At 39.1% G+C, this 26,967-nt stretch carries 29 protein-coding genes, 2 pseudogenes and 1 riboswitch; of the genes and pseudogenes, 20 read left to right on the forward strand and 11 right to left on the reverse strand.

The window, feature by feature from the left end; translation table 11 throughout:
* Nucleotides 1-117: 117 nt before the first annotated feature.
* Nucleotides 118-408, reverse strand: coding sequence for a hypothetical protein (locus QUF78_RS04825; RefSeq protein ID WP_289323781.1), 291 nt, complete (start codon nt 406-408; stop codon nt 118-120).
* Nucleotides 409-1,043: 635 nt separating this feature from the next.
* Nucleotides 1,044-1,250 (reverse strand): hypothetical protein, encoded by a 207-nt coding sequence (locus tag QUF78_RS04830; RefSeq protein ID WP_289323782.1) that lies wholly within the window; start codon nt 1,248-1,250, stop codon nt 1,044-1,046.
* 523 nt (nt 1,251-1,773) lie between these two features.
* On the opposite strand from QUF78_RS04830, the gene glsA reads away from it, so the two are divergent.
* Nucleotides 1,774-2,715: a glutaminase A gene (gene glsA / locus QUF78_RS04835; RefSeq protein ID WP_289327224.1), complete on the forward strand. Its 942-nt coding sequence runs from the start codon at nt 1,774-1,776 to the stop codon at nt 2,713-2,715.
* A gap of 299 nt (nt 2,716-3,014) precedes the next feature.
* Here glsA and QUF78_RS04840 read toward each other — a convergent pair whose 3' ends face one another.
* Both QUF78_RS04840 and QUF78_RS04845 read right to left on the reverse strand, forming a co-directional pair.
* Complete coding sequence (locus QUF78_RS04840; protein ID WP_063235353.1) at nt 3,015-3,209, reverse strand: hypothetical protein; 195 nt, start codon at nt 3,207-3,209, stop codon at nt 3,015-3,017.
* Nucleotides 3,196-3,717 carry a tyrosine-type recombinase/integrase gene (locus QUF78_RS04845; RefSeq protein ID WP_289327225.1) on the reverse strand — a complete coding sequence of 174 codons (522 nt, stop codon included), beginning with the start codon at nt 3,715-3,717 and terminating at the stop codon, nt 3,196-3,198. Before QUF78_RS04845 ends, QUF78_RS04840 begins: the two co-directional genes overlap by 14 nt.
* Nucleotides 3,718-4,279: 562 nt before the next feature.
* On the opposite strand from QUF78_RS04845, the gene QUF78_RS04850 reads away from it, so the two are divergent.
* From QUF78_RS04850 to clpP, 3 genes are all read left to right on the forward strand, one after another.
* Nucleotides 4,280-4,612, forward strand: a complete 333-nt coding sequence (locus QUF78_RS04850) for a hypothetical protein (RefSeq protein WP_289323783.1) — start codon at nt 4,280-4,282, stop codon at nt 4,610-4,612.
* 367 nt (nt 4,613-4,979) lie between these two features.
* Nucleotides 4,980-5,684 (forward strand): sigma-70 family RNA polymerase sigma factor, encoded by a 705-nt coding sequence (locus QUF78_RS04855; RefSeq protein ID WP_289323784.1) that lies wholly within the window; start codon nt 4,980-4,982, stop codon nt 5,682-5,684.
* Nucleotides 5,685-5,714: 30 nt separating this feature from the next.
* Nucleotides 5,715-6,299: an ATP-dependent Clp endopeptidase proteolytic subunit ClpP gene (gene clpP / locus QUF78_RS04860; RefSeq protein WP_289323785.1), complete on the forward strand. Its 585-nt coding sequence runs from the start codon at nt 5,715-5,717 to the stop codon at nt 6,297-6,299.
* Between the two features lie 115 nt (nt 6,300-6,414).
* Here the strand turns inward: clpP and QUF78_RS04865 are convergent, their stop codons facing one another.
* Nucleotides 6,415-7,371 carry an alpha/beta hydrolase gene (locus QUF78_RS04865; RefSeq protein WP_289323786.1) on the reverse strand — a complete coding sequence of 319 codons (957 nt, stop codon included), beginning with the start codon at nt 7,369-7,371 and terminating at the stop codon, nt 6,415-6,417.
* A 511-nt stretch (nt 7,372-7,882) separates the two neighbouring features.
* Between QUF78_RS04865 and QUF78_RS04870 the strand changes: the two genes are divergently transcribed.
* Both QUF78_RS04870 and QUF78_RS04875 read left to right on the forward strand, forming a co-directional pair.
* On the forward strand, nt 7,883-8,029 hold the full coding sequence (locus tag QUF78_RS04870; protein WP_289327226.1) for a DUF6241 domain-containing protein: 147 nt from the start codon (nt 7,883-7,885) through the stop codon (nt 8,027-8,029).
* Nucleotides 7,981-8,405 (forward strand): annotated as a pseudogene (locus tag QUF78_RS04875) (ABC transporter permease); the annotation flags it as partial. The gene QUF78_RS04870 and the pseudogene QUF78_RS04875, both read left to right, overlap by 49 nt.
* Before the next feature lie 60 nt (nt 8,406-8,465).
* Here QUF78_RS04875 and QUF78_RS04880 read toward each other — a convergent pair.
* Entirely contained in the window at nt 8,466-9,635 is a 1,170-nt protein-coding gene (locus tag QUF78_RS04880) for an ATP-binding protein (RefSeq protein WP_289323787.1), read from the reverse strand.
* Nucleotides 9,636-10,135: 500 nt separating this feature from the next.
* Between QUF78_RS04880 and QUF78_RS04885 the strand changes: the two genes are divergently transcribed.
* From QUF78_RS04885 to thiC, 7 genes are all read left to right on the forward strand, one after another.
* On the forward strand, nt 10,136-10,384 hold the full coding sequence (locus QUF78_RS04885) for a hypothetical protein (RefSeq protein ID WP_289323788.1): 249 nt from the start codon (nt 10,136-10,138) through the stop codon (nt 10,382-10,384).
* Between the two features lie 573 nt (nt 10,385-10,957).
* A complete protein-coding gene (locus tag QUF78_RS04890) occupies nt 10,958-11,878 on the forward strand; it encodes a glycerophosphodiester phosphodiesterase (RefSeq protein ID WP_370013934.1) in 921 nt (306 codons plus the stop codon).
* A gap of 175 nt (nt 11,879-12,053) precedes the next feature.
* Nucleotides 12,054-13,193, forward strand: coding sequence for a zinc-dependent alcohol dehydrogenase (locus tag QUF78_RS04895; protein ID WP_289323789.1), 1,140 nt, complete (start codon nt 12,054-12,056; stop codon nt 13,191-13,193).
* Nucleotides 13,194-13,376: 183 nt separating this feature from the next.
* Complete coding sequence (locus QUF78_RS04900) at nt 13,377-13,829, forward strand: hypothetical protein (protein WP_289323790.1); 453 nt, start codon at nt 13,377-13,379, stop codon at nt 13,827-13,829.
* 403 nt (nt 13,830-14,232) lie between these two features.
* Nucleotides 14,233-14,766, forward strand: a complete 534-nt coding sequence (locus QUF78_RS04905; RefSeq protein WP_289323791.1) for a histidine phosphatase family protein — start codon at nt 14,233-14,235, stop codon at nt 14,764-14,766.
* A gap of 183 nt (nt 14,767-14,949) precedes the next feature.
* Nucleotides 14,950-15,732, forward strand: coding sequence for an HAD family hydrolase (locus tag QUF78_RS04910; RefSeq protein WP_289323792.1), 783 nt, complete (start codon nt 14,950-14,952; stop codon nt 15,730-15,732).
* 111 nt (nt 15,733-15,843) lie between these two features.
* Nucleotides 15,844-15,958, forward strand: a riboswitch (TPP riboswitch).
* A gap of 133 nt (nt 15,959-16,091) precedes the next feature.
* Nucleotides 16,092-17,873, forward strand: coding sequence for a phosphomethylpyrimidine synthase ThiC (gene thiC, locus QUF78_RS04915; RefSeq protein WP_289327228.1), 1,782 nt, complete (start codon nt 16,092-16,094; stop codon nt 17,871-17,873).
* A 285-nt stretch (nt 17,874-18,158) separates the two neighbouring features.
* Here the strand turns inward: thiC and QUF78_RS04920 are convergent.
* Nucleotides 18,159-18,639, reverse strand: a pseudogene (locus QUF78_RS04920) (DUF3231 family protein).
* A gap of 121 nt (nt 18,640-18,760) precedes the next feature.
* Nucleotides 18,761-18,904, reverse strand: a complete 144-nt coding sequence (locus tag QUF78_RS04925; RefSeq protein WP_167555965.1) for a hypothetical protein — start codon at nt 18,902-18,904, stop codon at nt 18,761-18,763.
* Between the two features lie 190 nt (nt 18,905-19,094).
* Here QUF78_RS04925 and QUF78_RS04930 point away from each other — a divergent pair, with 190 nt between their 5' ends.
* On the forward strand, nt 19,095-19,730 hold the full coding sequence (locus QUF78_RS04930) for a spore coat protein (RefSeq protein ID WP_289323793.1): 636 nt from the start codon (nt 19,095-19,097) through the stop codon (nt 19,728-19,730).
* Between the two features lie 77 nt (nt 19,731-19,807).
* Here the strand turns inward: QUF78_RS04930 and QUF78_RS04935 are convergent, their stop codons facing one another.
* From QUF78_RS04935 to QUF78_RS04945, 3 genes are all read right to left on the reverse strand, one after another.
* On the reverse strand, nt 19,808-20,173 hold the full coding sequence (locus tag QUF78_RS04935; protein WP_289323794.1) for a carboxymuconolactone decarboxylase family protein: 366 nt from the start codon (nt 20,171-20,173) through the stop codon (nt 19,808-19,810).
* Between the two features lie 113 nt (nt 20,174-20,286).
* Nucleotides 20,287-21,069, reverse strand: a complete 783-nt coding sequence (locus tag QUF78_RS04940) for a cytochrome c oxidase assembly protein (protein WP_289323795.1) — start codon at nt 21,067-21,069, stop codon at nt 20,287-20,289.
* On the reverse strand, nt 21,059-21,541 hold the full coding sequence (locus QUF78_RS04945) for a DUF2243 domain-containing protein (RefSeq protein ID WP_289327229.1): 483 nt from the start codon (nt 21,539-21,541) through the stop codon (nt 21,059-21,061). The genes QUF78_RS04940 and QUF78_RS04945 overlap by 11 nt, the downstream gene beginning before the upstream one ends.
* Before the next feature lie 336 nt (nt 21,542-21,877).
* On the opposite strand from QUF78_RS04945, the gene QUF78_RS04950 reads away from it, so the two are divergent.
* The 6 genes from QUF78_RS04950 (at nt 21,878) to QUF78_RS04975 (ending at nt 26,961) form a co-directional block, all read left to right on the forward strand.
* Entirely contained in the window at nt 21,878-22,723 is an 846-nt protein-coding gene (locus tag QUF78_RS04950) for a manganese catalase (protein ID WP_289323796.1), read from the forward strand.
* Nucleotides 22,724-22,936: 213 nt separating this feature from the next.
* Nucleotides 22,937-23,917: an NAD(P)H-quinone oxidoreductase gene (locus tag QUF78_RS04955; protein ID WP_289323797.1), complete on the forward strand. Its 981-nt coding sequence runs from the start codon at nt 22,937-22,939 to the stop codon at nt 23,915-23,917.
* Between the two features lie 204 nt (nt 23,918-24,121).
* A complete protein-coding gene (locus tag QUF78_RS04960; RefSeq protein ID WP_289323798.1) occupies nt 24,122-24,889 on the forward strand; it encodes an arylamine N-acetyltransferase family protein in 768 nt (255 codons plus the stop codon).
* A gap of 162 nt (nt 24,890-25,051) precedes the next feature.
* Nucleotides 25,052-25,288, forward strand: coding sequence for a hypothetical protein (locus QUF78_RS04965; RefSeq protein ID WP_289317858.1), 237 nt, complete (start codon nt 25,052-25,054; stop codon nt 25,286-25,288).
* A 66-nt stretch (nt 25,289-25,354) separates the two neighbouring features.
* The gene (locus QUF78_RS04970) at nt 25,355-25,972 is read left to right on the forward strand and encodes a hypothetical protein (RefSeq protein WP_289323799.1); all 618 of its coding nucleotides are present in this window, start codon (nt 25,355-25,357) and stop codon (nt 25,970-25,972) included.
* Between the two features lie 416 nt (nt 25,973-26,388).
* The gene (locus tag QUF78_RS04975) at nt 26,389-26,961 is read left to right on the forward strand and encodes a YdhK family protein (RefSeq protein WP_289323800.1); all 573 of its coding nucleotides are present in this window, start codon (nt 26,389-26,391) and stop codon (nt 26,959-26,961) included.
* Nucleotides 26,962-26,967 lie beyond the last annotated feature (6 nt).

The raw sequence follows: 26,967 nt of genomic DNA on the forward strand, positions 1-26,967 counted from the left end.
GCCACAGATATTGCAGGGAGTCATAAAAGATATAGTTTAAAGAACCGTTGCTCTTACAAAAAAAAACGAATGGGTCAAAGAGCACTAACTCTACCATTCGTTCCGAAAACAATGATTTCAGATTTCAATATTCATAGCAGTTAGCTCTGCTTCCGTATAGCCAGCAGAGGAAAGTGCAATTTCAATTTCTTCAGCAGCCTTATAATCAAATAATTTAAATTTAGACATTAATGCGAAAGCATTTTGTTTTTCAATTGCCAGAGCAACAGCTTCCACGTCTTGTAGTAACTTCAGGTCTTCAATGTAGAATTGAGCGGTCCTCATCGCTAAATACTCATTCAGTGTAGTTGAACTGTAGAAAAGTCTTGTTAAAGTAGCGATTGCGTTAGGAACGAAAATCTTATTCATAATTATCCCTCCATTATTCTCAATATTCTGTCATTTAAGTCACTATAAGTATGAGTCACGATTAAAATGTTGTCAATCTTTATCTTTTGAGCAATTTTACTCACTAGATGAAAGTACATTTGTACTCAAATCGGGTAAATAGAAAATAGGCGACATTACCAATGGTAAAAAACATTTCACCGATGAGTACGAAGTAAGCAAATGTATGTTGCTGTAGTTTACGAAGCGAATCAAATTACATGAGACATGTTGATTCAAGCTCGATTGCTCGGCTACATATAAAAAGACCCTGAAGGCAAGAGTCTCAGGCTCGATCATAACAAGTTGGATAGAAGAGATACATATTATTCACTTTCTTCCATTTACTTTATTTAACAAATAGGAATGGTCGACCATGGGCCAAAAGTTTGGCAAGGCATGAGTAAAGAAGAATACCAATAAATAAAAATATTTAGAGGAGCATAAATACTAAAAAGACAACTCGATTTTGAGCTGTCTTTTTTTAAAAAAACGAGAAAAAAGCCAGTGCCACAAGTGACACGATTAAGCCGAATGTTTTAGATTTCTTAATTCTTTCATTGATGAGATCCTTTCTGTGTTCGGTAATTTCAAAGAGCTTATGATAAAACAAATCCTTAGTAACTGTGAAGAAGTCGGGCTTCCACATTACGCAGCTCTCCAGATGAAACACTATCAGCCACAATTATCTGCAAGGTTCTCGTAGCTGTCATTCGTTTGTCTGGATGTTTCAATTGTAGATGCTGTTGTATCGATTGGAAAAGTTCATTATTTTCTGGCCGGTTGGCGTTATAGATTTCTTGTAAACTCTTCGCTTTTTCCATGGCTTTTCCTACTTTCCATCAATTGTAAAATACATATGATAGCTTATGCGCTAATATCCGTATAGTCTATATTTCCGTCTGAGGGCTTTTATTTCCTTCTTTTTAGTCAATTAAATCTTCTTTTAAGAAAAGTGAAGTTTATCCCGATTTTTTAAAAGGAGTTAGCTTACCCGTCTTACGGCTTGACCGTTGCCGTATATATTTTCTTTTTTCTTTGTCTTAACACCACAAAAGTAATTCAGAACCTTGTGCCTTTATATTAGGGAAGTATGGTAAGACGTGTGACCTTACAAAGGATGAATTAAAATCAGTAAACGAAAATGATAGATGAAGAAAGCATTTGAAAATTTCTTTAGAGAAAGTTATTTAAGAAATCTAAGGCCAAGGAAAGCAGCTCCTGTAACCTTACCCGCTTCGTAGTTTTTTAAATAATATCGATGAAATATGGTAATAAATAATAAAACCACTAGCTAAGAATACTTCACATAACAAATTTTCTAAGGGGCGGCAAATTGTGAACAATATGGGATGTCAATGCAGGTCCAACAACGAATTACAGCAACTGGTTGATGAGGCAAAAAAATATACAAATAAGGGAACAGTGGCAGACTATATACCGGCTCTTGAAAAGGCTAACCCTGGGGATTTATCTGTTGCTATTTACTATCCTGACGGAAAAGGATATTGTGCGGGGGATGTAAGTGGTAAAATGACCCTGCAAAGCATATCGAAAGTTTTGACACTTGCTCTGGTATTAATGGAAAAAGGGGAGGAATATGTCTTTTCCTATATAGGAAAAGAACCCACCGGTGACCCATTTAATTCGATTGCCAAGCTAGAGACAAACAAGCCATCCAAGCCATTAAACCCGATGATCAATGCAGGAGCATTGACTGTGACCCACATGGTTGCAGGTGAAAGTGTAAATGAGCGATTTCAGCGTATTTTACATTTTATCCGGGAGTTGACGCAAAATCCTACTATCGGGTTTAATGAAGAAGTTGCCCGGTCAGAATACAATACAGCAGATTTAAATAGGTCGTTAAGCTATTTTTTAAAGCAGCATAATGTAATAAATGGGGATGTGGAGGACTTAATCGAATTGTATTCAAAGCAGTGTGCCATTGAAATGGACAGCCAGGATTTGGCGAGGATTGGCTGTGTGCTGGCCATGAATGGGAAAGATTTGTTGACGGGAAGGCAAATCATCCCCGGGGACATTGCCCGTATTTGCAAGACATTCATGGTTACCTGCGGCATGTATAACGCATCAGGTGAATTTGCCATTAATGTAGGCATACCGGCTAAAAGCGGTGTATCAGGGGGAATCATGGGGGCCGTACCCGGAAAATGTGGAATTGGAATTTATGGTGCAGCGCTGGATGAGAAGGGGAATAGCGTTGCCGGGATAAAAATCTTGGAAATGATGGCGAAGAAGTATTCCTTAAGCATGTTTAATTTGTAAACATTGACACTATTACCGATGAGTCGGATGATATTAATCATTTTTATACGAAAGTGTCTGGAGTTAAAGATTGTTTCGTTATCATACGGCTTATGAGAGTCTGAGAAGAGAGAGAATGAAGCTTGGAGTAGAGCTTTTTCGTTATGTTAGGGGTCTTTCTGGAAAGGGAAATGCCTGCCAGATGCGATTGGAACAGTGGCATTTTTAAGTGAGGTTCAGTCTAAATCCTTACAGAAGCAAAGCATTTACTTTCACGGCAAAAAAAGACCTTTGCACATAAGGGCAAGGTCTTAAAATGTTTATAACAAGTTGGAGAAAAGAGATACTTTTTTATATAAAGCATTTACCTCTTTATTTCGATGTTCCCCGATTTCATTTCTTAGCTGGCCTTCCATATCTGTCATTAAATCAGCTAATTTCAATGCCTTTTGTCTGTCGGAAATATTGCTGCGAATGATATATTCATATTTTGCATTGTATTCAGTCAGTGACATTTCTTCCGTCCTTCCATAGTACAAAGTCATTTAAGCTGTCATCTGTTCCTCCATCAGCAATCCCAATGTACTTAAGTGTAATGTCAGGGTGTGAATGGTTAAGGATCATTTGTAAATCAGTAAGGTCCTTACTTCGTTTATAGAACCAGTACCCGAATGTTTTCCGCATGGTATGGGTACCGACGTTCTCGATGTCTACCATGTCTGCTGCTTTATTAAGTTGCCTGTAGGCTTGTATCTTACTTATAGGCTTATCGCCCTTGCGTGAGGGGAATAGCCATTCACCATCAATGGTGGCTATATAGGCGGCCAATTCATTGCATACATTATTAAGCTGTATGATTCTTGGTTTCTTTGTTTTGCCTTCCTTGATGGTGACCTCCATCTTGCCTTTAATATCCTTTATCTTCAACGATAATAGATCAGACACACGCATGCCGGTATTGATGCCTAACAAGAACAATATGTAGTCTCTCTCGCTGCAATGTCTTTTCAATGACCATTTCATATCATCTAATTTTTCCAATGATCTGATTGGTTGGACGTCAATTAAATGTTCTTTTGGCAAATGTGATCACCCTTATTTCACGCTAATGGAATCAGTGTTTTGAATGTATACTTTTTTATTAATTTAAGAGTAACACTGAAAAAGGATGGAAGTCAATGTGAAGAGTATATTGATGGCAATGTATTCGGTGGTGTAGGGGGAGGTTAAGATATCGGGACGAATAGAGATAAAAAAACGCGGTCTCCTCTTAAAGAAAGGGCCGCGTTTTTAGGTAAGTGCAAACTTCATTATTCATAGAACATTCCCTAGATTTAATGAAGATGGTATAGAGTTCTTCGATATAGTCATGAAAGGCCTTGCCTATTCATATTAAGGCTGAATTTTAAGTGTGGATAGCTATAAAAACTCCTGAAACTTGATATAATGAATCAATAGTAATATTTTTCTAAACTAGTGTTATTATTGGATATTTGGATAGGTCAATCAAAAGAAAACGGTTAGGGTCATTCCAAAAGAATGTTTTTTTGATATTTATTATGCTTTTAGGATTGGGGAAACCACCATGAAGAGATTTTTAGCTATATTGAAAAATAAGTTAATGCCGGCAAAGTCAAGGTTGATTACAATGGCAATTATGATTGCGGTCTTTTACTGCATGTTCATGTTCGCAGACCTGGAGAATGAAAGGATATCTGACAGCGAAAGGCATTACGAGCGATCAGTGAATATTGAAGAGATGAGCGATCAAGAATCGGAAGAGATGCCTGCCAGTTCTTTAGTGAACTATTGTAAAGATAGGGCTAATGAAAGTCGCGCCTCCAGTTGGGTTGGTATTGAATCCGACGTGATGGAACCCAGTGAATACACGGTTGAATGCATTGAACACTTGGAATAGTAGCCTAAGTTCCTATGGAAACTCAGGATTCACGACAAGGACATCAAGGACGTCACATCCAAAGATTTGGCTGGTTGGCTTAATGGAACGGAGTGAAATGCACGGATTTTAAGTGTTTTAGAAAATAGGGGCTCGCTGAAATGATTGGTGACGAATCGGGGGTGGCTGGGGAAAAGTCTATTTGGTTGCATACAGAACCTTGAAATTAACCTGTTTGGATCATAACCAAACAGGTTTTTAGTATGAAAGGAAATCCAATGGAAAAAATGGAATAGAATATGGAGAATGAAGAAAAAAATTTCACCCCCATATCTTTTTCTCTTTCTGAAACGTTTATAGGATAGAGGGTGTTGAAGGAGTGAGAAAAATGATAAATAAGTTGAGGGAAGATATTTTTGAAGGGAAGGATAACGGCAAGATTTTGCGTGAAGTCTATCCAGAATTGCTTCGTTTTTGCCGATTCCTGACCCAAAATAATTGGGATGGGGATGATTTGGCACAGGAAACGATATTGAAGGCAATGCAGGGCTATGGAAAGAAAACGGAGATAACAACGGCTTTATTGAAGACGATTGCCCGCCATTCCTGGATTGATACGATACGAAAAAGAAAAAAGGAATCTTTAGAAGAGTTGGATACCGAACAGCAGGGATCAATTGGGGAAAATGCCTTTGAAACGGTTGAATATATTATAAAATCCCTTACCCCGAAACAAGCTGTAGTGTTCATATTAAAGGAAGGATTCCTCTATCGCTCCAAAGAAATCTCAGATTATTTGAACACGACGGAAACGGCGGTAAAGGCCATCTTGAACCGTGTGAAAAAGCGTTTTGACAATGGCGTCGAAGAGCGTAAGTTGTCCTGCGCGGAAGATTGGCAAGACGATGAGGAACAAAGGCTCATGTCCCTGATGACAAAGGCTTTAAAAGCCCAAGATCCTGATATCCTCATTAGAAGCATCCCATCTTTCAAATCCCTGAACAGTGAATCGATGGTTCCTAAACTGATGAATCGTTCGATACATTCAAAAGCATGCTTCACTCCTTCAAACACACTCTCAATGGCTGCATAGCCAATAATTTTGTTAGGAGGAAGAAGAGATATGACTACCATTCCATATGTAATTGAGCAATCCAGTAAGGGTGAACGCTCATACGATATTTATTCCAGACTTTTAAAGGACCGAATCATCATGATTGGGGAAGAGGTCACCGATCATTTAGCCAATAGTGTGGTTGCTCAATTGTTATTCTTGGCAGCAGATGCACCTGATAAAGAAATTACCATCTTCATAAATAGTCCAGGGGGATCGACTAGTGCCGGTTTCGCCATTTATGATACGATGCAATATATTAAGCCTGATATCCGAACTGTATGTACGGGGATGGCTGCATCATTCGGTGCCATGCTTTTATTGGCAGGTACCAAAGGAAAAAGGTGCGCATTGCCAAATAGTGAGATCATGCTTCATCAACCGCTTGGTGGGGCAAGGGGGCAAGCCACGGAAATTGAAATTTCTGCCCGAAGGATTTTGAAGCTAAAGGATCATATCAATCAGATCATCTCGGAAAGAACTGGGCAGCCTATCGAAAAGGTGGCGAAGGATACAGATCGTGATTACTTCTTAAGCGCAAGTGAGGCGAAGGAATACGGTATAATCGATGAAATAATCCTTCAGGTTAATTAACTGGATTAAAGCGTCATCCAAAAGCAAAAAATAAGCTAAATGAAAACGAAAAGAAACTATCGATATTAGTATATCGGCAGTTTCTTTTTTTACCCTCTTTCATGATAATTCAACATTACTCCATATATTTATCCACAAAACCCCATACTTTGTTCCAATACTTTTCCGGATCCACTAGTTCAGCTTCACCATGCCCGGCCCCCGGTATTATCAATTTATCTTTGTCTACGTTCGCTGCATTGTATACGTCATCCAGCATGGAATAAGGGACGAATGTATCATCTTCCCCATGGATGAATAACATTGGTGTTTTACTTTTGAGCACTTGTTTGACAGCTGATGCTTCATTTAAATCATAGCCTGCACGGAGCTGGGTCACTGTGTTGGCTGCATTCATTACTGGGAATTTTGGCAATCCAAACAAATCATCAAGTTGATAGGTGAATACGTCCATTACCGATGAATAACCGCAATCCTCTACAATAACTTTAACATTGGTAGGCAGCTTTTCCCCAGAGGTCATCATGACGGTTGCCCCTCCCATGGATATCCCGAATAATGCAATGTCTGCCTGTGGATCTTTGTCGGTAATTTGCTTGATCCATAAAAGCATATCTTTCCGATCGTCCCAGCCCATTCCAATGTATTCTCCTTCGCTTTTTCCATGTCCACGAAGATCAGGTGCCAACACATTGTATCCATTTTCGTGAAAATTGCGTATCAACCGAATCATTTGTGTATTATTGCCGGTATAACCGTGAACGACAATAGCCCATTTATGGTCTTGGTTATTATTTTCATAAAGTTTAGCACTTAGTTTTAGTTGGTCTGAAGAAACAATGCCCATCTCATCCGGTTGATGCTCTTTGGAAAATTCCGCATCAGCCAATTTACTGGATTCAGCGACTTCAACAGAAACGGCTTCAGATTGGGCAAGATGGGGGTTATTGCTTAAAAAGTCTTTTTCCTTATTCGGGTTTAAGGCGATATTGTAAAAAAAGTTTCCTGCCACTCCATATGTAACGACTAGAATTACAAGAATACTTGTCGCAGCGATACTGAATTTCTTCACTCAAGACCCTCCAAAAAACGAACCATTATTTTTTAATAGTACAATATTTTGAGGTGATTGTGAAAATCCGAAACTACAAAAATTGTTTTGAATATGGATGAGCCGGAGGAATTTGAACATATTCCTTTTCTGGATAGTCCATCCAGTTAGTATGTTAAAATAAGTATTATCTAACATAACAATATCTTGGGGGAAGTCTTTATGAAAAAAAGCAAAAGGTTTTACTTATAAGTGGAATCTCTGTTGTTGCATTATCCGGGTTAGGAATTGCTTCCTTTAAAACATGGAAAACGCAAATGAGTACGAAAAAGCCCAGCTAGTAATCGAAGCAAGGGAAACCAAGGATCAAATTGAAAGGGAAAGAGAGGATGTAAAAATCAAAGCCCAAAGGGAAGCAAAAGCTAAAGCGGATGAGCTTGAAGCGAAAACAGCGATATATGATGGGATTGAGTTTGAGACAGGACTTGATGAAGAATCGACCGAAATGGAAGTCATGGATGTCATGCATAAAATGACTCATCAAAAGGTTCGATCGCAAGATAAATGGGGAGCTATACCAATGTCCCCTAAGATTATTGAAGAAGTTTATTATATAATCAATACAAGTGATTGTGGTTCGGATTTGGTGAACTATCAAAAGTGCTGCTTATTGCATTAGGTGCTTTTTTTCCACTATATTTACAAACATTTTTGGGCCTTCGGAATGTGGATAAAAAACTATACGATGTTGCCCGAATCTTAGAGTTCAACCGTCTGGAACAAATAACGAAGCTCATGATTCCGGCAGCTTTACCAAATATATTACTTGGTATCCGTTTAGCCTTAAGTGCTGCTTGGATGTGCTTGGTCGTCGCTGAATTGCTGGGCGCCGATAGAGGGGTGGGCTTCATGATCCAGGATGCCGTTCATTCATGCAAACAGACGTCGTATTCGTAGGCATCATCCTTTTTGCCCTCGCTGGTAAAATCTCCGACTCGTTTGTCCGCTTTTTAGAAAACCATTTGCTGAAATGGCAAGATAGTTTTAAAGCCTAATTGAAAAGGATGACCGCCCGTTGATGGAAGGTCATCCTTTTTCTTGTTTGAAAGGTGTTTTTATACTATTTCTTTAAATAAGGGCAAATAAATGGTGAAAGATGTTCCCTTGTTCAATTCGCTTTGCACCACGATTTTCCCTTTGTATTTTTGAACGATGGAATAACAAACGGTCAGGCCGATACCAGTTCCCTTATCCTTAAGCGAATAAAATGGAGTGCCGAGTATTGCAAGCTGGTCTTTGGAAAGACCTATTCCTGTATCCGTTATTCGTATTTTTGCCATAGTGCGTTCCTGCTCTGTTTCCACCTTGATGAATCCAGGATTGTTCATTGACTCAATTCCATTTTTCATGATATTGACCAGTATCTGCTTAAGCTCGATGGGATTCATATTAATATGTAGGTTGTCACGGAAATCCAGGATAAAGCCTATGTTGCGATTATTGGCGAAACTGGTTAATAGATCGGAAATCTTTTGGATTTCATAATTTAAAGGAATGACCTGTATATTATCCGTTTGCGGTTTTGCCAAAGACAAATAGTCATTGATAATCACTTGTGTATATTCAAGTTCTGTAAGCATGGTCTGTACATAAAATTTTTCCGTTTCATTCAGTTCCTTCTCTTGATCTAATAACTGGGCAAACCCTTTTACGACTGTAATGGGATTCCGTATCTCATGTGCAATGGTGGCAGCGAGCTGTCCGACTGAGTTCAATTGCTTGGCCTGCTGAATTTCCTTATGGAATGCATTAGTGGATTCCATCCTATTATTGGTTCCAATGAATACGAATACCAATATGATTTGTATAGCGATGAAATTAAGCGTATTGCCGAAACTATCCAAAGCGACATATTCATAAGTGTATTGAAGGTCCGTTTGCGAAATGGTCAAGATGGAAGCAGGACCTAATATGATATTTAAAGTGGAGACAATATAAAATCCAATTTTATCAAAGAGAAAAATGGGAATCAAGGGTGCTATAGCAAATAAAGCCAGCATAATTGCAGTGTCTGGGAATATCCAAAATTTGCCATATAAATAAACAGTAATTAAGAAAATGAATAGGGTTTTATAGAAATTGACTTCTGTTTTTAAGAAAAATAACAGAGAAATTATCATCCCCGATATTAAAATGACCTGTAATGTCATCTCGTAAGGATTATCTTTCCAACTTATAGGTGATACAGAAATCCCCACCAAAAGTAAAAAAGATATCATTGCCATGAATGCCTTCAGGATAAATCGGTGTTTGTTTTGATAATATTGATAATTTTTTAACATAATTCCCCTTAATATTAATATTCTGTTTGCTTAATAGTAATATGATACTAGTTTTTTGTAAATCAGAAAAAGATAGATTTTGTCATCGATAGTCTCTCTTTCTATTTCTAAAAAGGGCTGTTCTCTACGAATGGTTCAGTTGGAATTTGAGAAAATCCTTTCAAAAAGTCTTCACCCTGGTTAGGCTAGGGCTCTCAGCTTCATATTTGCTTTTAAAGGTGTTTTGTTTTTTTCTATATGAATTAAACTTAAGGACAACTATAAAAGCGTATAGAAGTGGATTCTAAAGGCCGTCAAATGTACCAGTAATACCAACTCTGCCCAGGCCCTCTTGGTATGTCAACATTGACACACATGATCTCATATCTGGAATTTGTAAGCTATAGATTTAGTTTATTATGGATTTGGAAAACTATTAAATTGTAGAGAAAGGATGATGGATTATGAAACTAGCCAAGTTTATGTTCATTTTAACTGCACTTGTACTGATCATTAGTTCTATTGGTCCAAGTTCTGCGAAATCTAAGTCGACTCATGACATAAATAAAGAAATTACAGATGTAACATCACTTGAAAATGCAGAAGAAACTTCCTTCGATAATCTTGAGGATGTTAAAATTACAAAAAAAACTGAAAAATTGGCATCTGAAATTGAATTGGATAATTATTATTATCTAATGAATTCGATTTAGAATAAGTCGCTAATAATCAATCCTTCCGAAATGACTAGTGAAGAAAAAGCAGAAAAAACTATGATTCTGAATCCAATTCTTTTTTTGAGGATTCTGCTTCAATATCCACAAACTCAAAATTGATAGCTTTGGCGTTCAAACAGCGAAGTAAGGAGTTTAGTAATGAAGAGAATGTGGAAATATTTAGTAATAGGTATATAGGTTACTGTTTTTTCTACTATTTCAATATCTACATGCCAAGAAACTTTTTATATTTTCTTATTGGATTACCAGTATCCATGTTTAGCACATTTTTTATTTATAACTTTTTCAGTAAAAGAGGCTTTTAGTGGGTTCCTACTCCGACTCTCTTCACGGGACTTTCTTGTATCAACTAGAGTGAAGAAAATGCATGATGGGGAGACGAATGCTTTTTGGTTAGGTACAACAAACTAAATGAATGCTCTGTGGGTAATTTATTAGATAGGTTATTTTACCCAATTAAACCAATTTATTATTTCTTTACACTATATTTGCTGTAGATTCACATTCCCCTTCTAAAATGATGGTAACAATAGGAGGGAGAGAGGGAAAATGAAAACGAATATAAAGAAATTCGGTTTATGTATGATGAGTGCGGCCTTTATATTGCAGGCTACTTCTATGGGGGCTTCAGCAGCAAATGAAAATCATTCGAATTCATCTATTTATGAGAAGAAAATCGTGAATGTCGCACATCGCGGAGCTTCCGGTTATGCACCTGAACATACCATTCCCGCTTATCAATTGGGAGAACAAATGGAAGGCGACTACATAGAAATCGATCTTCAGATGACCAAGGATGGAAGATTGATAGCGATGCATGATGAAAAGGTTGATCGTACAACGAATGGTACAGGTCTGGTGAAGGATTTAACTCTGGCAGAAGTCAAAAAACTGGATGCCGGTACATGGTTCAATGAAAAATATCCGCAATTGGCAAAAAAGAAATATGAAGGGTTAACGGTACCCACTCTTGAAGAAGTCTTTAAGAAATTCGGCAGGCAGGCCAATTACTACATTGAAACAAAGTCCCCTGATGTATATCCAGGAATGGAAGAAGAACTTCTGAAGGTTTTGAAAGATTATAAAATGGTAGATTCAAAGGGCCGTACCAAAAATGTACTTATACAATCGTTCAGTCAAGAAAGCCTTTTGAAGGTTCATGACATGAATCCAAAGTTACCGCTTGTGCAACTTTTTTCTTATAAGAACCAAGCAACCATTTCTGATGAAGAATTGGAATCGATTAAGGAATATGCCATTGGAGTTGGCCCGAACTTCAGTAAGGTTGACGGACAATATGTGAAGATGGTTCGAGACCATGGCCTTCAATTCCATCCATATACAGTAAATGAAAGAGCGGACATGAAAAAGGCTCTGGAATGGGGTGCAACGGGGCTGTTTACGAATTATCCCGATGTATTTAACGAGGTACTAAGAGAGTATAAGCACAATAACAATGGGAATTTATAAGTTTACTAAATAGGTGTTTCATAGGTGAGTCCCGGTTTTCCGGGGCTTTTTTTGTATGATCCGGATTCAACTTAAGAAGGTTATTTATTTCTTGGGAAAATCAGGTGTTGCTAGGCTTAGTAGTCTTTTTTGGCGGGTATATCAATTGTATTAAGAATATTTTAGGAGGTTGATTATGAAGGCTGTAACTTTCCAAGGTGCAAAAGATATTCAGGTAAAACAAGTTGAAGATCCGAAACTTCAGCAAAAGGATGATATCATCGTCCGAGTGACTTCAACGGCGATTTGCGGGTCCGATCTCCATATATATCAGGGCGCTTTGCCTACGCATAAAGATTATGTCATTGGTCATGAACCGATGGGAATCGTTGAAGAAGTGGGTCCGGAAGTATCGAAAGTGAAAAAAGGGGACAGGGTTGTCCTGCCTTTCAACATTTCTTGTGGACATTGTTATTATTGTGAACATGATATGGAGAGTCAATGTGACAATTCCAACCCCAATGAAGCGGTGGATACTGGAGGATACTTTGGTTTTACGGAACGATATGGGAACTATCCAGGAGGACAGGCGGAATATTTAAGGGTCCCTTATGGGAACTTCATGCCGTTTGTCATCCCAGAGTCATGTGAACTTGAAGATGAGGCGCTTCTGTTCATGTCCGATGTGCTGCCAACCGCTTATTGGAGTGTAGAGAACGCAGGCGTCAAGAAAGATGATACGGTAGCGGTACTGGGCTGTGGGCCAATTGGCTTGATGGCCCAGAAGTTCGCTTGGATGAAGGGCGCAAAAAGGGTCATTGCCATCGACAATCTTCCTTATCGGCTCAATAAGGCAAAACAGATGAATCAGGTTGAAGCGTATAACTTCGATGAGTATAACGATATGGGCGGCTATATTAAGGAAATCACTTCAGGCGGGGCGGATGTCATCATTGATTGTGTGGGAATGGATGGCAAGAAATCGAAGATTGAGGCGATTGAGCAAAAGTTGAAACTTCAGGGTGGAACGTTAAGTGCGATCGAAATTGCCATTAACGCCGTGCGTAAATTCGGCACGATCCAACTGACTGGCGTATATGGGTCCAAATATAATATGTTCCCGTTAGGCAATTTATTTGAAAGGAACATTAATATAAAAATGGGACAAGCACCGGTCATACACTATATGCCAAAGCTTTTTGATAAAATCACAGCTGGAGATTTCGACCCGACGGAAATCATATCCCATAGAGTTCCTCTCGAAAAAGCGAGTGAAGCATATCAAATCTTTAATGATCACGAAGATGAATGTATTAAAGTGGTGCTAAAGCCATAATAAGAAGTTGGCGAAATCCAATGCATGGAGCTGCATTGGATTTCTTTGTTAGGTTCGTATAGGAAAAAGAAGCGTTGGCATTCAAAACGAACTACGATGCCAAGTGATCTTGAATAAGGGTTTTTGGTAAGGAAATGTAGGATTTATATTATATAATGATAGTGACAAAAGGAGGATGTTCAGATGGTATATAATTCGGCAGCGGAACTTTGTGAAGGGTTTGGGTATCCGCCCGTTTACGTTAAAATGACAATAGAGATCATAGATAAGAGATTGGGACCTGTAAAGGCGGAAGCAGAGATTGACATCAAGCCTGTTAAGTCAAAGGAATATCTAGAAGTATTGGTGGAAGAACTTGAATCGGAGCATATCTTTGCTGAAGAAAATGGCAGTATCTATGGCAGCTTCGGCATCGATCAAAGCATCCAGATTTATGATGAAGTCCTGACTACCATACCATTCGATGAGTTAATAGAAAATGAAAATTGGAAAGAGACAGTGGAGGAATCCATCACTGTGGATAAGCTAAAGGAACAATTGGGAAAATCCCTCAATGATTATCAATTCAGTGATTTAAGCGGGAAATATAAATTCAGGAAGAGATGTACGATAACAGAACTTCAATTCATAGGGTAACGACATATGGAGAAGGCAAAATGCTTTCTCTTTTTTTTGATAATTTCAGATAGAGTCTGGCCATGAAATTTTTCCCTTTAATAATTGCTACTACTTCTGTAACATCTTCCATGATCTCGTTAGGGAAAGTCGTTTCTTGTATTTTTACGTTTGTTGGTTAAAGTGAAGAAAGGGTATTAAAAAAGCATAGGGATAAACGCTTGGTTATAGCATGTGACGGGACCACTTCTGCAGGACCATTTTCAGCAGTGACCCAATCTGTAAGATTGTTAAAAACACATACTCGCAAGTGCAATTCAGTAAGGTTTTTAATGGTTTTCATATACCTGTTTTTGTATAATTTTACATAACTATTGAAAAGCCAAAAAGAAACTTATATTTAAAAAGATAAAAAGGAGAATATATGAAAATTGGTTTGGTACGGCATTTTAAGGTGGCACATGAATTTCCTACTGGGAAATCTGTGACGGCGGATGATATGAAGCAATGGTTTGAGGACTATGATGCAGCGGATATTATTTATGGAACGACTTTATTTGGCATGGAGGAATGGCAGGAATGTTATTGCAGTGATATGTCGAGAGCTGTCAAGACAGCGGAACATATCTATCCAGGTAAGGTTCATCGAATGGAGGAGCTGCGGGAAATACCTTCTCCCCCTCTTAAAGGAAAAGTGAAGCTGCCGTTCATCCTATGGGCCATCTGGATTCGATGCTGCTCGATGTTCAACAGGCAGACAAGGGCGGAAATTAAGATCGCTGAACAAAGGATCAATAAGGTATTGGATGAAATCTTTACAAAGGGGGATAGGGATGTTCTGATCGTGAGTCATGCCGCCCTCATGATATATATGAGAAAAGAGCTGATCCGACGGGGGTTCACCGGTCCAAAATTCAAGATTGCAAGTAATGGAAAGCTGTATGTATTCGAAAGATGATAAGTGAAGAAATATAGGGTTTTCCATCAGAGAAGGTAAGTCTGATGTCCATCGTACATTTTGCTGATTTTAAGAAAGATGCAGGGATTTTCTGAATAATTATTCTTTTTCCATTGGTTGTGGTTTATTATTGTAATAGTGTAATTTTTACGATTTCAATAATAGGGAAAGAGGGTGGACATTTTGGTGAAGGCAGTTTTTTTTGATTTAGATGATACATTACTATGGGATCAGAAAAGTGTAAAAGAGGCTTTTGTGGCTACATGCGAAGTGGCTAAGGAGAAGTATGATTTGAATGTCGACGAGTTTGAAGAAGCTGTGCGGAAGGAAGCGCGTGAGCTTTATTCTTCTTACGATACATATGCATTTACTCAAATGATCGGTATCAACCCATTTGAGGGGCTATGGGGAAATTTTCAGGATGATCATGATGAATTCCGGAAGATGGCCGGGATTGCACCGGCTTATCGGAAAGAAGCGTGGACGAGAGGCTTGAAGGCATTAGGGATCGATGACCCGGAATTTGGGCTTGAACTGGCAGAACGTTTCCCTGCCGAGAGACGCAAAAAGCCATTTATCTATGAAGAATCATTCCGTGTGTTAGATGAATTAAAAGGGAAGTACAAATTGCTATTGCTTACGAACGGGTCTCCTGAACTGCAAAACACCAAACTTGAAATTACGCCTGAACTAGTTCCTTATTTCGACCAAATCGTCATTTCTGGTGCGTTTGGAAGAGGTAAACCGGATGCCTCCATTTTTGAGCATGCTTTGGAAATCATGGAGCTTGATAAGGATGAAGTATTGATGGTCGGCGATAATTTAATGACGGATATCCTTGGAGCGTCCCGGGTAGGCATAAAGTCGGTTTGGATAAATCGCCATGATAAGGAACGGAATGAAGTGCTTCCAACCTATGAAATCAAGCATTTAGAGGAGCTTTTCCCAATCCTTGAGAGCCTGTAATATTACTCTTCAAGTAACGAATTTTGGAGAGGTTGAAATAAAATATTAGGTCTTTCAAATTATTTACAGAGTGAAAAGGGTGATATATAGTTACCCTGTAATCAATTAAATTATTTAGACTAGGGGTGTCCAATAAAAGTTGGGCTGAGAGAGAAGCGCTTAAGCTTCTTAACCCTCAGGACCTGATCTGGTTCATACCAGCGTGGGGAAGTTAGAATCTACTAAACAATGACCATTTCAATTGGTCATTTCTGTAGCCATACTAACGTTAGCCGGGTCTTAAATATGAGACCTGGCTTTTTCGTGCGAAATGGATTGGATTTTGTCCTTTTTAAATGAACTTAAAAAGGAGAAATGAAATCATGAGTAATTCAGTAAATGACATGAACGTTTCAATTATGTCCAGTTTTGCTGGGAGTAAAAAGGTGTATGTTGAGGGATCTAGACCTGATATTAAAGTACCTATGCGTGAAATTAAGCTAAGTCCGACTACAGGGGCATTCGGCGAAGAGGAGAATCCGCCTTTACGAGTTTATGACACAAGCGGTTTCTATACGGATTCAGAATATCCCATTGATATTCATAAAGGTCTTGCCCCGATTAGACGCAACTGGGTCCTGGAACGGGAAGACGTTGAAGAGTATGAAGGACGTGAAATAAAACCAGAAGATAATGGGTATAGAAAAGTGGATTCACAATCCAAAGTAGAAATTTTTCCGGGATTGAAAAGAAAACCATTGCGAGCGATGGAAGGGCAAAACGTAACCCAGCTCCATTATGCCCGTAAAGGTATCATTACCCCAGAAATGGAATTCATTTCGATCAGGGAAAATGTTGCCCCTGAGTTTGTAAGAGAAGAGGTAGCTAGCGGACGGGCGATCATTCCGGCAAATATTAACCACCCTGAAAGTGAGCCTATGATCATCGGACGAAAATTTCATGTGAAAATAAATGCGAATATCGGAAACTCAGCTGTTAGTTCATCGATCGAAGATGAAGTGGAGAAAATGACTTGGGCTACACGATGGGGAGCCGACAATATAATGGATCTTTCCACCGGAAAGAATATTCACACCACCCGGGAATGGATTATCAGGAATTCGCCTGTGCCAGTTGGAACTGTTCCGATATATCAAGCATTGGAAAAAGTGAATGGAGTCGCGGAAGATTTAAATTGGGAAGTTTTTAGGGATACATTAATCGAGCAGGCCGAGCAAGGTGTCGATTACTTCACTATACACGCTGGTGTGCTTTTGCGATATATCCCTTTAACAGCGAAGCGAGTTACGGGAATTGTTTCCCGAGGGGGCTCCATCATGGCACAATGGTGCTTGGCCCACCACCAAGAAAGCTTTCTCTATACTCACTTTGAAGAGATTTGTGAAATCATGAAGGCATATGATGTCTCTTTCTCATTAGGCGACGGCCTCCGTCCTGGATCCATTGCAGATGCAAACGATGAGGCTCAATTTGCTGAATTGGAAACATTGGGGGAACTGACGAAGATTGCATGGAAGCACGATGTTCAAGTCATGGTTGAGGGACCCGGTCACGTACCTATGCATTTAATTAAAGAAAATATGGATAAGCAGCTGGAAGTGTGTCAAGAAGCACCATTCTATACCCTAGGACCATTAACAACGGATATAGCACCTGGGTACGATCATATTACTTCTGCAATTGGTGCTGCCATGATTGGATGGTTTGGAACTGCCATGCTTTGTTATGTGACACCGAAAGAGCATCTGGGACTTCCGAATAAAGAGGATGTTCGAGTAGGGGTCATTACCTATAAAATTGCAGCCCACGCAGCTGACCTTGCAAAAGGCCATCCGCATGCACAAAAACGGGATGATGCCCTTTCTAAGGCTAGATTCGAATTTCGTTGGAGAGATCAGTTCAATCTTTCTCTCGACCCTGAAAGGGCGGTTGAATATCACGATGAAACTCTACCAGCTGAAGGTGCCAAAACAGCCCATTTCTGTTCAATGTGCGGACCTAAATTCTGTAGTATGAGAATCTCACAGGACATCCGTGATTTGGCAAAAGAAAAGGGTCTGGGCTTTGAGTCGGTAATCGATGAAGGGCTTAAAGAAAAAGCCAATGAATTTAGGAAAACGGACGGAAAAATCTATCAATGATTCGGACGAGAGGGAGAATTCGATGAATCGGGTAATCCAGATAAAAGTTGAAATGAAACAGTTGGAAACTCAATTGGAACAGCTGAAAAGAGAGCTGAACATTTTTCGGGAGAATTGTAATCATGAATTTATAAAAAATGATTATAGTCAAGAATGCACAAAGTGCCACTTAATCGAAAGTCTGCAATGGTAGTGATTCATTAATCTTCCTTTCATACGGAAATCAATCCCTTAATCATGTTGGAGATTCAGCCAACATGATTAAGGGGATATTTCATCCATGTTTTACGAACTTGTTTTATTAATATGAAGAGGAGGAGGGACCAGCCATCCTTTTTCCTTATTTAATCTTAGGAAATCAGCACTCAATGCCGCTTTTTTTGTGTGGAATTGTGCAAACATTTCCGCAATATCTTCGTGGATGCATTGACCATGATCTGGCTGCAAGCAACTAATCCTGCACTAATATCAATGGATACTGAAGCGGAGATTTCAGGATCTTGAAGTCTTGCCCCCACGGGAATATCCTCTAAATTAGCTATAGGCCTTTCAGGTGGTGATGGAGGCAGTCCTACGTTATTTTCTTTTAATGATAATTCAATGGTCATTTCCTGTTTACCTTGATTGATCACTTCTACAAGGAATTTATGTAGGGTCCTTATCAGTCCTTATCACCAGAATGATTAAGCATGGTTTGATGACATGCAATCAACCCTTTTGTTGTTGCTTGAAATGCCCATGTTCCAAGTACGTAACCATAATGCATAGGCTATTCTTTCGGATTTACGCTTAAAATTCCATAAATCATTATATATTTGTACTGTGTGAAACGAATTTAAGTTGCCCTATACTTAATCATTTTTGAGATTATTTGAGGGCTTTTTATACTAACCTTTTATTCCTTGCAGCCATTCTTGATAACATTCATCACAAAGCATTTCATTTCTATCCGTGTCAGTAACTTGAAACGTTACAACATGGATTTTTTTTTCTTCTGTGTCGTCAGTACAATAGAAGCATTTATGTGTCATTAGAAATCCTCCCATACATATTAAAGGTGTTTATAGTTTAAAACGTCTCGGTTTTTTTATACAGACAAACAGACAACATGATGGAGGTAGCTTAATTGGTCTTCATGGAAGAGTTTAGGTTGAATAATCCTGTTGGGGTTTAACATACTAAACTTGTTCGCATGATTGATAAAACGAGGAGGGAAATACAATGCAAAATCAAAATCAATATCAACAAGGTCAAGTACACCAGAACATGCAAACGGGTGCTATTCCTCCACAAATGAATCACGGAGGTCACGAAGTATTCGATGTACATGAAGTGTTATCGGGAACGATTGGTACATTAAACACTTATATGCTTTTGCGTCAGCATGTACAGGATCAGGAATTGCTGGATATTTTGGATCGTCAATATCAGTTCATCCAAGATGAATATAATATTACATTGGAGTGCTTCCAAACGGGCCAGGATCCTTCTAAACCGACCCAGAGCTACAAAATGAATCAAGGTAACGATTTTATATATGGATTGACTCCAACACAGCCAAAGAAACCTTTGCAATCCGTCTCGGAAATTACGGATGAATGCATTTCAGGTATGATGCTTGGAGCTGTTAAGTCTGCAGCATCCTTGAAAGCGATGTCAGCGCTTGAAATAACGAATCCGGTGGTTCGCCGCGTATTTGCAGATTCCGTTCCGAACTGCATTGAAATGGCATACGAGATTTCGTTATATCAAAACAAACATCATTACTACCAAGTTCCACAGCTTGCACAGCAGGATATGCAACAGATGATGAATTCATATGCACCCGCACAAAGAAATAACAACATAAGTCATTAAAAGCTATATGTGACAGTTATTTTTGCTAGTCAAGAACATAAAGAAGGGGTAGGACTAAATGTCCTATCCCTTCTTTATTACTGTTTCATCTGATTGATTTCCTGGATGCATTCCTGGACAAGGGTTACTGCCTGACTCATGGTAGCTCCTCCGCCAAATGCTGCGGTCACTCCAATGGCTTCCAGAATTTCTTGTTCCGCACACCCTTGATCAAGACATCCTTTTGTATGATAGATAATACAGTATTCATCTTGTGAATATAAGCTTATCCCTAGTGCGATAAGCTGTTTTTCTTTCTTGGATAATTGACCTTCTTTGAAGCACTCTTCCGTAAAGGCATTGAATTTCTCAGCGAGGTCTGGCATTTTATGCGTAAAGGCACCGATTCCAGCTTTATAATCACGAAGAGCATTTTCAGTAGAATTGTTAGCTTCAAATTCCATTTTCCATTCAGCTCCATCCTAAATTTTTTTCATCAAAAATTAGTATGAGCTAAATGTTGAACGATTAAACAGAAACACAGGAGTTTACTGAAGTAATCATTTAACCGTTCCTGTTACAAGGCAAGTGATTCCTTAGGAAGGGTGGCCTTGAACCATTGATAGAAAAGGATACAGATAAGTGCAAGGTCAATGGCATCACCGGCATAGTACATTATCATGCCTCCACTTTCCGCTTGTTCCTTAGTGACTCCGCTTGGCGGATGGGCATAAATATATTTAGAAAGGATATCATGGCCTGCCAGTGAAATGGCAAATACGATAGCTCGAAACATGAAGCTGAACCGATGGGGTGTCGGGTCCATATAAATCATCGAGGCAGTGAATAGATAACCCGCAATGAACACGTGAAAATGAACCAATGCATGCAGAAGGACATTCTGTTGCATCACCCCATATAACCCAGTCGTATATAGTATCCAAAGCCCCCCAATATTAAGTGCGGAGGCCAGGATTGGATTGCTTAATATGCACAACGGCCAACTTTTCAACACCTTTGAAAGACGTCTTGCAGATGGCACATCCAGTGTTCGAAGTGCAAGAGAAATGGGAGCAGCAAGCACCAGTAGGATGGGTGCAATCATTCCAAGCAGTAAATGACCAACCATATGTGCCGTGAAGTCCATATGAGCGCGATTGGCTATTGGACCAATGATTGCAAAAGCGGCACAGATGATGCCAAGAATCCAAAAGAACGTACGGTATAAGGGCCATTTTTTATAGCGGCGGTTCGAAACTACGCCAGCTGCGATATACATTACAATAACAAGCGCGAATAGAATCCATAAAATCGGCTCAATGCCAGCTCCATTTTCATGAATATGTCCATTACTGTGCACTTCTGCCGTCTTCTTTCATTATAATTAAGCTGCGCCTTGTTCGAATGATGAGGGTAATGCCGATCAAGATCATGACAGTGGCAGCAATGTTCCAAATCAAGTCGTATGGGAGAATATCGACATTGTAACGAATCTGATGGAGTCGCATGAGCTTGTGCTGGATGATCCCGTCGTATAACTGAAATGAACCTGCCCCGAGTAAAACTCCTCCTATCCACCTTTTCAGCCATAATCCCTTTCGACGACGAAGGTCAGCGTACATGAATAAAGAACCGACCGTCGCGAACCAGCTTAGGGCATGAAATAAACCATCCGAGACTAGCCCGATATTGGATGTGGACTTGTCATAGAAGTGGTGCCAATGTAATAGTTGATGAAAGATGGCCTCATCGATGAATGCGACCAGTCCGATTCCGAATAGAAAACCGGACCATAGATTACGAGCGGAATAAGTATAACGTATTTCCGAAATGGATTGATCTTTTTGATTTCTGGGCTTGAAATCCAATTTTCATCCTCCTTTTGGGTTTCTTTGAAATGGATTTTTTTTCTATATATGGTTCTCCTTACTTTACCCTGTATTGTAAAGTTATAGACAGGTAAATGGACCTTTATATCACTTATTTATTGAGTCGTTCATAGCCCTAAGATAATCCTTGGCTTTACGTTTAGTCGCCATTATTAACTGTCTGTAAATTTTTTCTAATTAATGTTCATTATAACGTAATTCATGTTTCAAGGATGGACAAGCGGGTAATAAAAAACCGTAGATCATAAAAATAAACCTATAATAGAAGGAGGAGTTAATATGTTTCGTCATCAAAAAGAATTGCAATTTGAAGTGAAGGTAGATCGACCAGATCCAATGCTTGCCCGTCAAATCCAGGAAGTGTTAGGTGGACAGTTTGGGGAAATGACTGTCATGATGCAATATCTTTTTCAAGGTTTTAACTGCCGTGGAGAAGAAAAATACAAAGATATGCTGATGGATATTGGTACAGAGGAAATTGGACATGTAGAAATGCTTTGTTCGCTCATTAGTCAATTGCTTGATGGCGCTTCTCCGGAAGATCAGGCAGAAGCCGAAAAAGACCCTGCTACAGCAGCGATCATGGGTGGGATCAACCCCCAGCATTTGCTCGTGAGCGGACTTGGCGGACTGCCAACCAACTCGAATGGGGTGCCTTGGAACGGATCTTATATTGTAGCGAGCGGAAATTTACTAGCGGACATGCGGTCGAATCTGCATGCTGAAAGTCAAGGACGTCTTCAAGTTGCCCGTTTATATCATATGACAAAAGATGAAGGGGTTCGTGCTACGTTCCGTAAAATGTTAGCCCGTGACCGTTACCACCAATATCAATGGATGGCAGCAATTGCGGAACTTGAAGAGAAAAATGGCGTGGTCGTTCCTGCGTCATTTCCACCGGAAGCGGAAATGGAATCTCAACCTGAAGCGTACGAATTCTGGAACTTGTCGGAAGGTAATGAATCAGGAGACGGCCTGTGGGCAACAGGAAGCGCCCCAGATGGAACAGGGGATTTTGTTTATGTAGCAGAACCAGTTGCAAAAGGGCAGATTCCTAACCCTAAGGTTCCGGCAGCAGAGTTGCATCATGACCTCGATAGAAATCAAGCACTTAATAAAAGGTAAAGAGATAGTACCCTTAAAGAAAAGCTCGATGGACCCAAAAGGGACATCGGCTTTTTTTATTCGACTAGGTTTCCCGCATTTATCACTATCCTTCTATATGATCAAAACCTAATTATTTGCTTATGGATATTTATTGGAGTAGCATAGTTTCCATCTTCAAGACAAACCATTTTAAAGGGCGGTCACTAATATAATTTGTAAGGAGTGTGACAAATGAAAGCAGTAGTGGTTAAAGAACCGGGTGGTGCTGAACAATTACTATTTAAGGATTTTTCGAAGCCCATGCTGGGAAAAGGGGAAATTTTAATTAAGGTGAAAGCCTCTGCAATAAATAGAACGGATATTGTTTCACGTGAAGGAAAATCCGGTTATATGACCAATCCAATATTAGGGATTGAAGTTTCTGGGGAAGTGGTGGAAACAGGGGAAGGTGCGAATATAGAATTAGGGACAAGGGTGATGGGCCTTGTAAATGGCGGCGGTTATGCTGAATATGCCGTGATGCCAGCTGATAGAGCGATGAAGATACCGGATAACCTGTCATTTGAAGAAGCAGCAGCGATTCCTGAAGTTTTCTTGACTGCGTATCAAACCTTATTTTGGTTAGGTGAATTGACAGATCATGATACGGTATTGATTCATGCTGGCGGAAGCGGTGTAGGCACTGCAGCCATCCAACTGGCAAAAAAATTGACAAAAGCGAAAATCATCACTACAGCCGGCTCAAAGGGAAAATTGGATTTCTGTCACTCTCTAGGAGCGGATATCTGTATCAACTATAAAGAACAATCTTTCGATGAGGAAGTACTGAAAGCTACAAATAATCAAGGAGTGGATGTCATTCTGGATTTCATCGGTGCTTCTTACTGGGAGAAAAACCTTAAAAGCATAAAGACTGATGGAAGATGGGTACTGATAGGTATTCTAGGAGGAACTGTAGTCGAGAAGGTGAACTTGATGGAACTTCTATTAAAAAGAGTTCAATTAAAAGGCACTCTATTAACTCCTCGGAGTGATGAATATAAAAAAGAGTTAACGGAAGAATTTGTTGCAAAGTCGATGCCGTTATTCCTCCAAAATGAAATCAGGGCAATCGTGGATCGTGTCTTTCCTTTTGAAGAAGTACAAAGGGCGCATGAACATATGGAAGCCAATAAGAACTTAGGTAAAATCATCTTACAGGTAAATGAATGATTAAAGAAAGCTTCTTTGGTGCATAAATGGAAGAAGTTGCCCAGAAATAATACATTATTGGGCGACCTCTTTTTATGAGGAAGGAGTAATGTCGATTTTTGTTAATGGCGATTGATTGATGAATGAAATATGGGCAAAGTATAATGAATATAAATAGAGGTTTAGATACTCTTCATCGGTAATGGACTTAAGGGGGGAATCGTGATGAATGAACTGAATGCATTATTCAGGAAAAGAATAGGGTTCCAGGAAGATGTGAAACTGACTTTTGATAAATTAGATGAAATTCTTGAAAAGACAGCGCAAACCATTCCTTTTGAAAACTTTTCAATCATGGCATCCCATCTGAGTGATATCAACAAAGAGAATATCAAGAAAAAAGTCCTCGTGAGGAATGAGGGGGGATTATGCTATGAATTGAATACAGCCCTTTACTTTTTCCTAATGGAAAATGACTTTGATGTATTCGTGGTTCGGGGCGTCATCTATAAAGAGGGGTGGATGACCATAGGAAGGACCCATGTCACCATTCTTTTGAACCATGAGGGCCAAACCTATTTAGTCGATACGGGATTTGGTGGGAATCTGCCATTAAAACCAGTTCCGTTAAATGGAAAAACGGTCGTTTCACCAAATGGTGAATTCAGGATAAAAAAAGAAAGTACCGACCATGGAGATCATATCCTAGAATTAAAGCTGAAACATAAAGATCCCGATTGGAAAATAGGGTATGCATTCGATTCGTCAAAACCCGTAGGAAATGTAGCGGAACTTAATGAGATCCAAACGATCATCAGGGAAAATCCCCAATCGCCATTTAATAAGCATCCATTAATCACTCGTCTGACAAACAGCGGGAACATCACTTTAACTGATACATCCTTTACACAGTGGGACGATGGGAAAATGACGAAAGAAGAAATAGATGGCACACGATTTAAAGAGTTATTGAAAAAACACTTTGATAGATAAGTGAATAGGTCTGAATATCAAAGGCGTGCTGGATAGTATTTTATGAGTGGTATGTTCACTTTCATGGGACCTCATTTGATTTATGAGACGATCTAATTTTTTTGAAAGCAGGACAATTGTCATTCCTTGTCGAATTAAGTAGTTGAAAAGAGGCTGATGAAAATGAGTAATGCAAAATATAAATTTTATTATGTGAATGGTGAGACAGAAGAGTTAGAGACGAATGAACAATATTCTGATGAAGCGAATAGTATCCTGAAATTGCAATTAATCCAAAATGCGACGTGGCTGCAAGCCGGTGGCAAACATATCAATTTGGCTAATGTAATTAGTATTGAATATACAGGAGAAAAAAGTAATCTTAAACCGGATTCAATCAAGTTCAGACCTAATAAGTAAAAACATCCATTATGGATGTTTTTTCCCATTTATCAATAGAATCGAATTAAGAGGGGTGAAAAGAATATGGAGAGGAAGAATCGGTTGGTTTTTACCAGATCGAATGCTGGTACTAAACGAAAATTCGATGAAGCAATCACCATTTTGGAATATAGCTTAATGCTTGTCGAATTTTTTGAATTAGAAGAATTCAATAATATAATTGCCGGCCAGTTAAAGCTGATTCTATGTGAAACGAAAAATACGCGTATAAAGCGGGAAAAGGTCACCATTGATCATTCCTTAATAAAGAAAATCAATCCTAATCCGAAATTGTATCCCATTAAAGACTCAATTCAATTGAGCAATGTTGATATTCCCGAAGTCATTTTCGATTACACTAAGCAGAGGATCGAGTTAAAGCTTTGGAGAAATCAAATTATCTATAAAACCAATATCGAAGGAAAAATCCATGAAATTAAAATCATTGATTTTATTAAGGAAACAGCTAATAAGATTGGTGGGGCGCAAGCAGAATCAAGTCTTCCTAATAAATCCATTATTGCGGATGCACATACCAAAATCATGTTAAGAGGTATAGCGAAAGGATTATTCAAATCCATCGGCAGGGATTATAACGAGCATATTTCCATGAACCTTTCACATATCATCCAAAAAATAGAACAATCAAAAGCCACGGAATAGGTGCTTATAAAATGGTGGCTGTCATTTTGGCAAGTAGACAAAGAAAAAGAAGGACTTTTGGCCAAGTCCTTCTTGCTTGATTTTCAATTAATCCCCGACAGACCTCTTTCAATAAACCTTCTCTTTTTCTCCGCTAGAACTACAATCGGTGATATGGCATTCACTGTTATTACTTGTTATTAAATGATTGGCTTAACTAAAAGAAAGACGATTTTTTCTATCTGCGGCAGAAAAGTTCGTCAACTTTACATACCTTTAATTATCTTATAGGACATTAGGTGGGATGCTGTCAGGTACATTCATAATAAGGGCAGGATTTTGCAATATAAGCTCCGTTCTTTGATCATTCAGTGTACTCCACAATTTCTGCATATTTGATTGGTAAGATGGATGTAAATCTTAAAGGAGGTTTTTCCATGTTGAAAAAAAGAACAAAAATGCCAATCATTTTATCATTATTGGTAGCCCTGTTTTTAGCCCTCGGCGCATGCTCCAACAGCGAAGATCGAAACAAAGAAAATAAAGAAGAAAAGGAACATAGTGGAATGGACATGAACCATTCTAGTTCAGGAGAAGTTCCTAAAGGATTAAAAACTGCTGAAAATCCAACCTATCAAGTTGGAAGCCAAGCGATTATCGAATCAGGTCATATGGAAGGTATGAAGGGGACAAAAGCAACTATAGTGGGTGCCTATGATACGACTGTCTATGCTATTTCGTATACGCCTGCAACTGGCGGAGAAAAAGTGGAAAATCATAAATGGATCATTCACGAAGAAATCAAAGACGCGGGTGAGAAAACGTATGAACCCGGAGCAGAGGTTACAGTAAATGCCTCTCATATGGAAGGGATGAACGGGGTAGCCGCTGAAATTGAATCTGCTGAAAAAACGACTGTTTATATGGTCGATTTCACTCCGACTACGGGAGGAGAAAAAGTGAAGAACCATAAATGGGTAACGGAAAGTGAATTATCAGAGTCTGAATGATTTAGT

The sequence above is a fragment of the Peribacillus sp. ACCC06369 genome, from assembly GCF_030348945.1.
Classification (GTDB): Bacteria; Bacillota; Bacilli; order Bacillales; family DSM-1321; genus Peribacillus.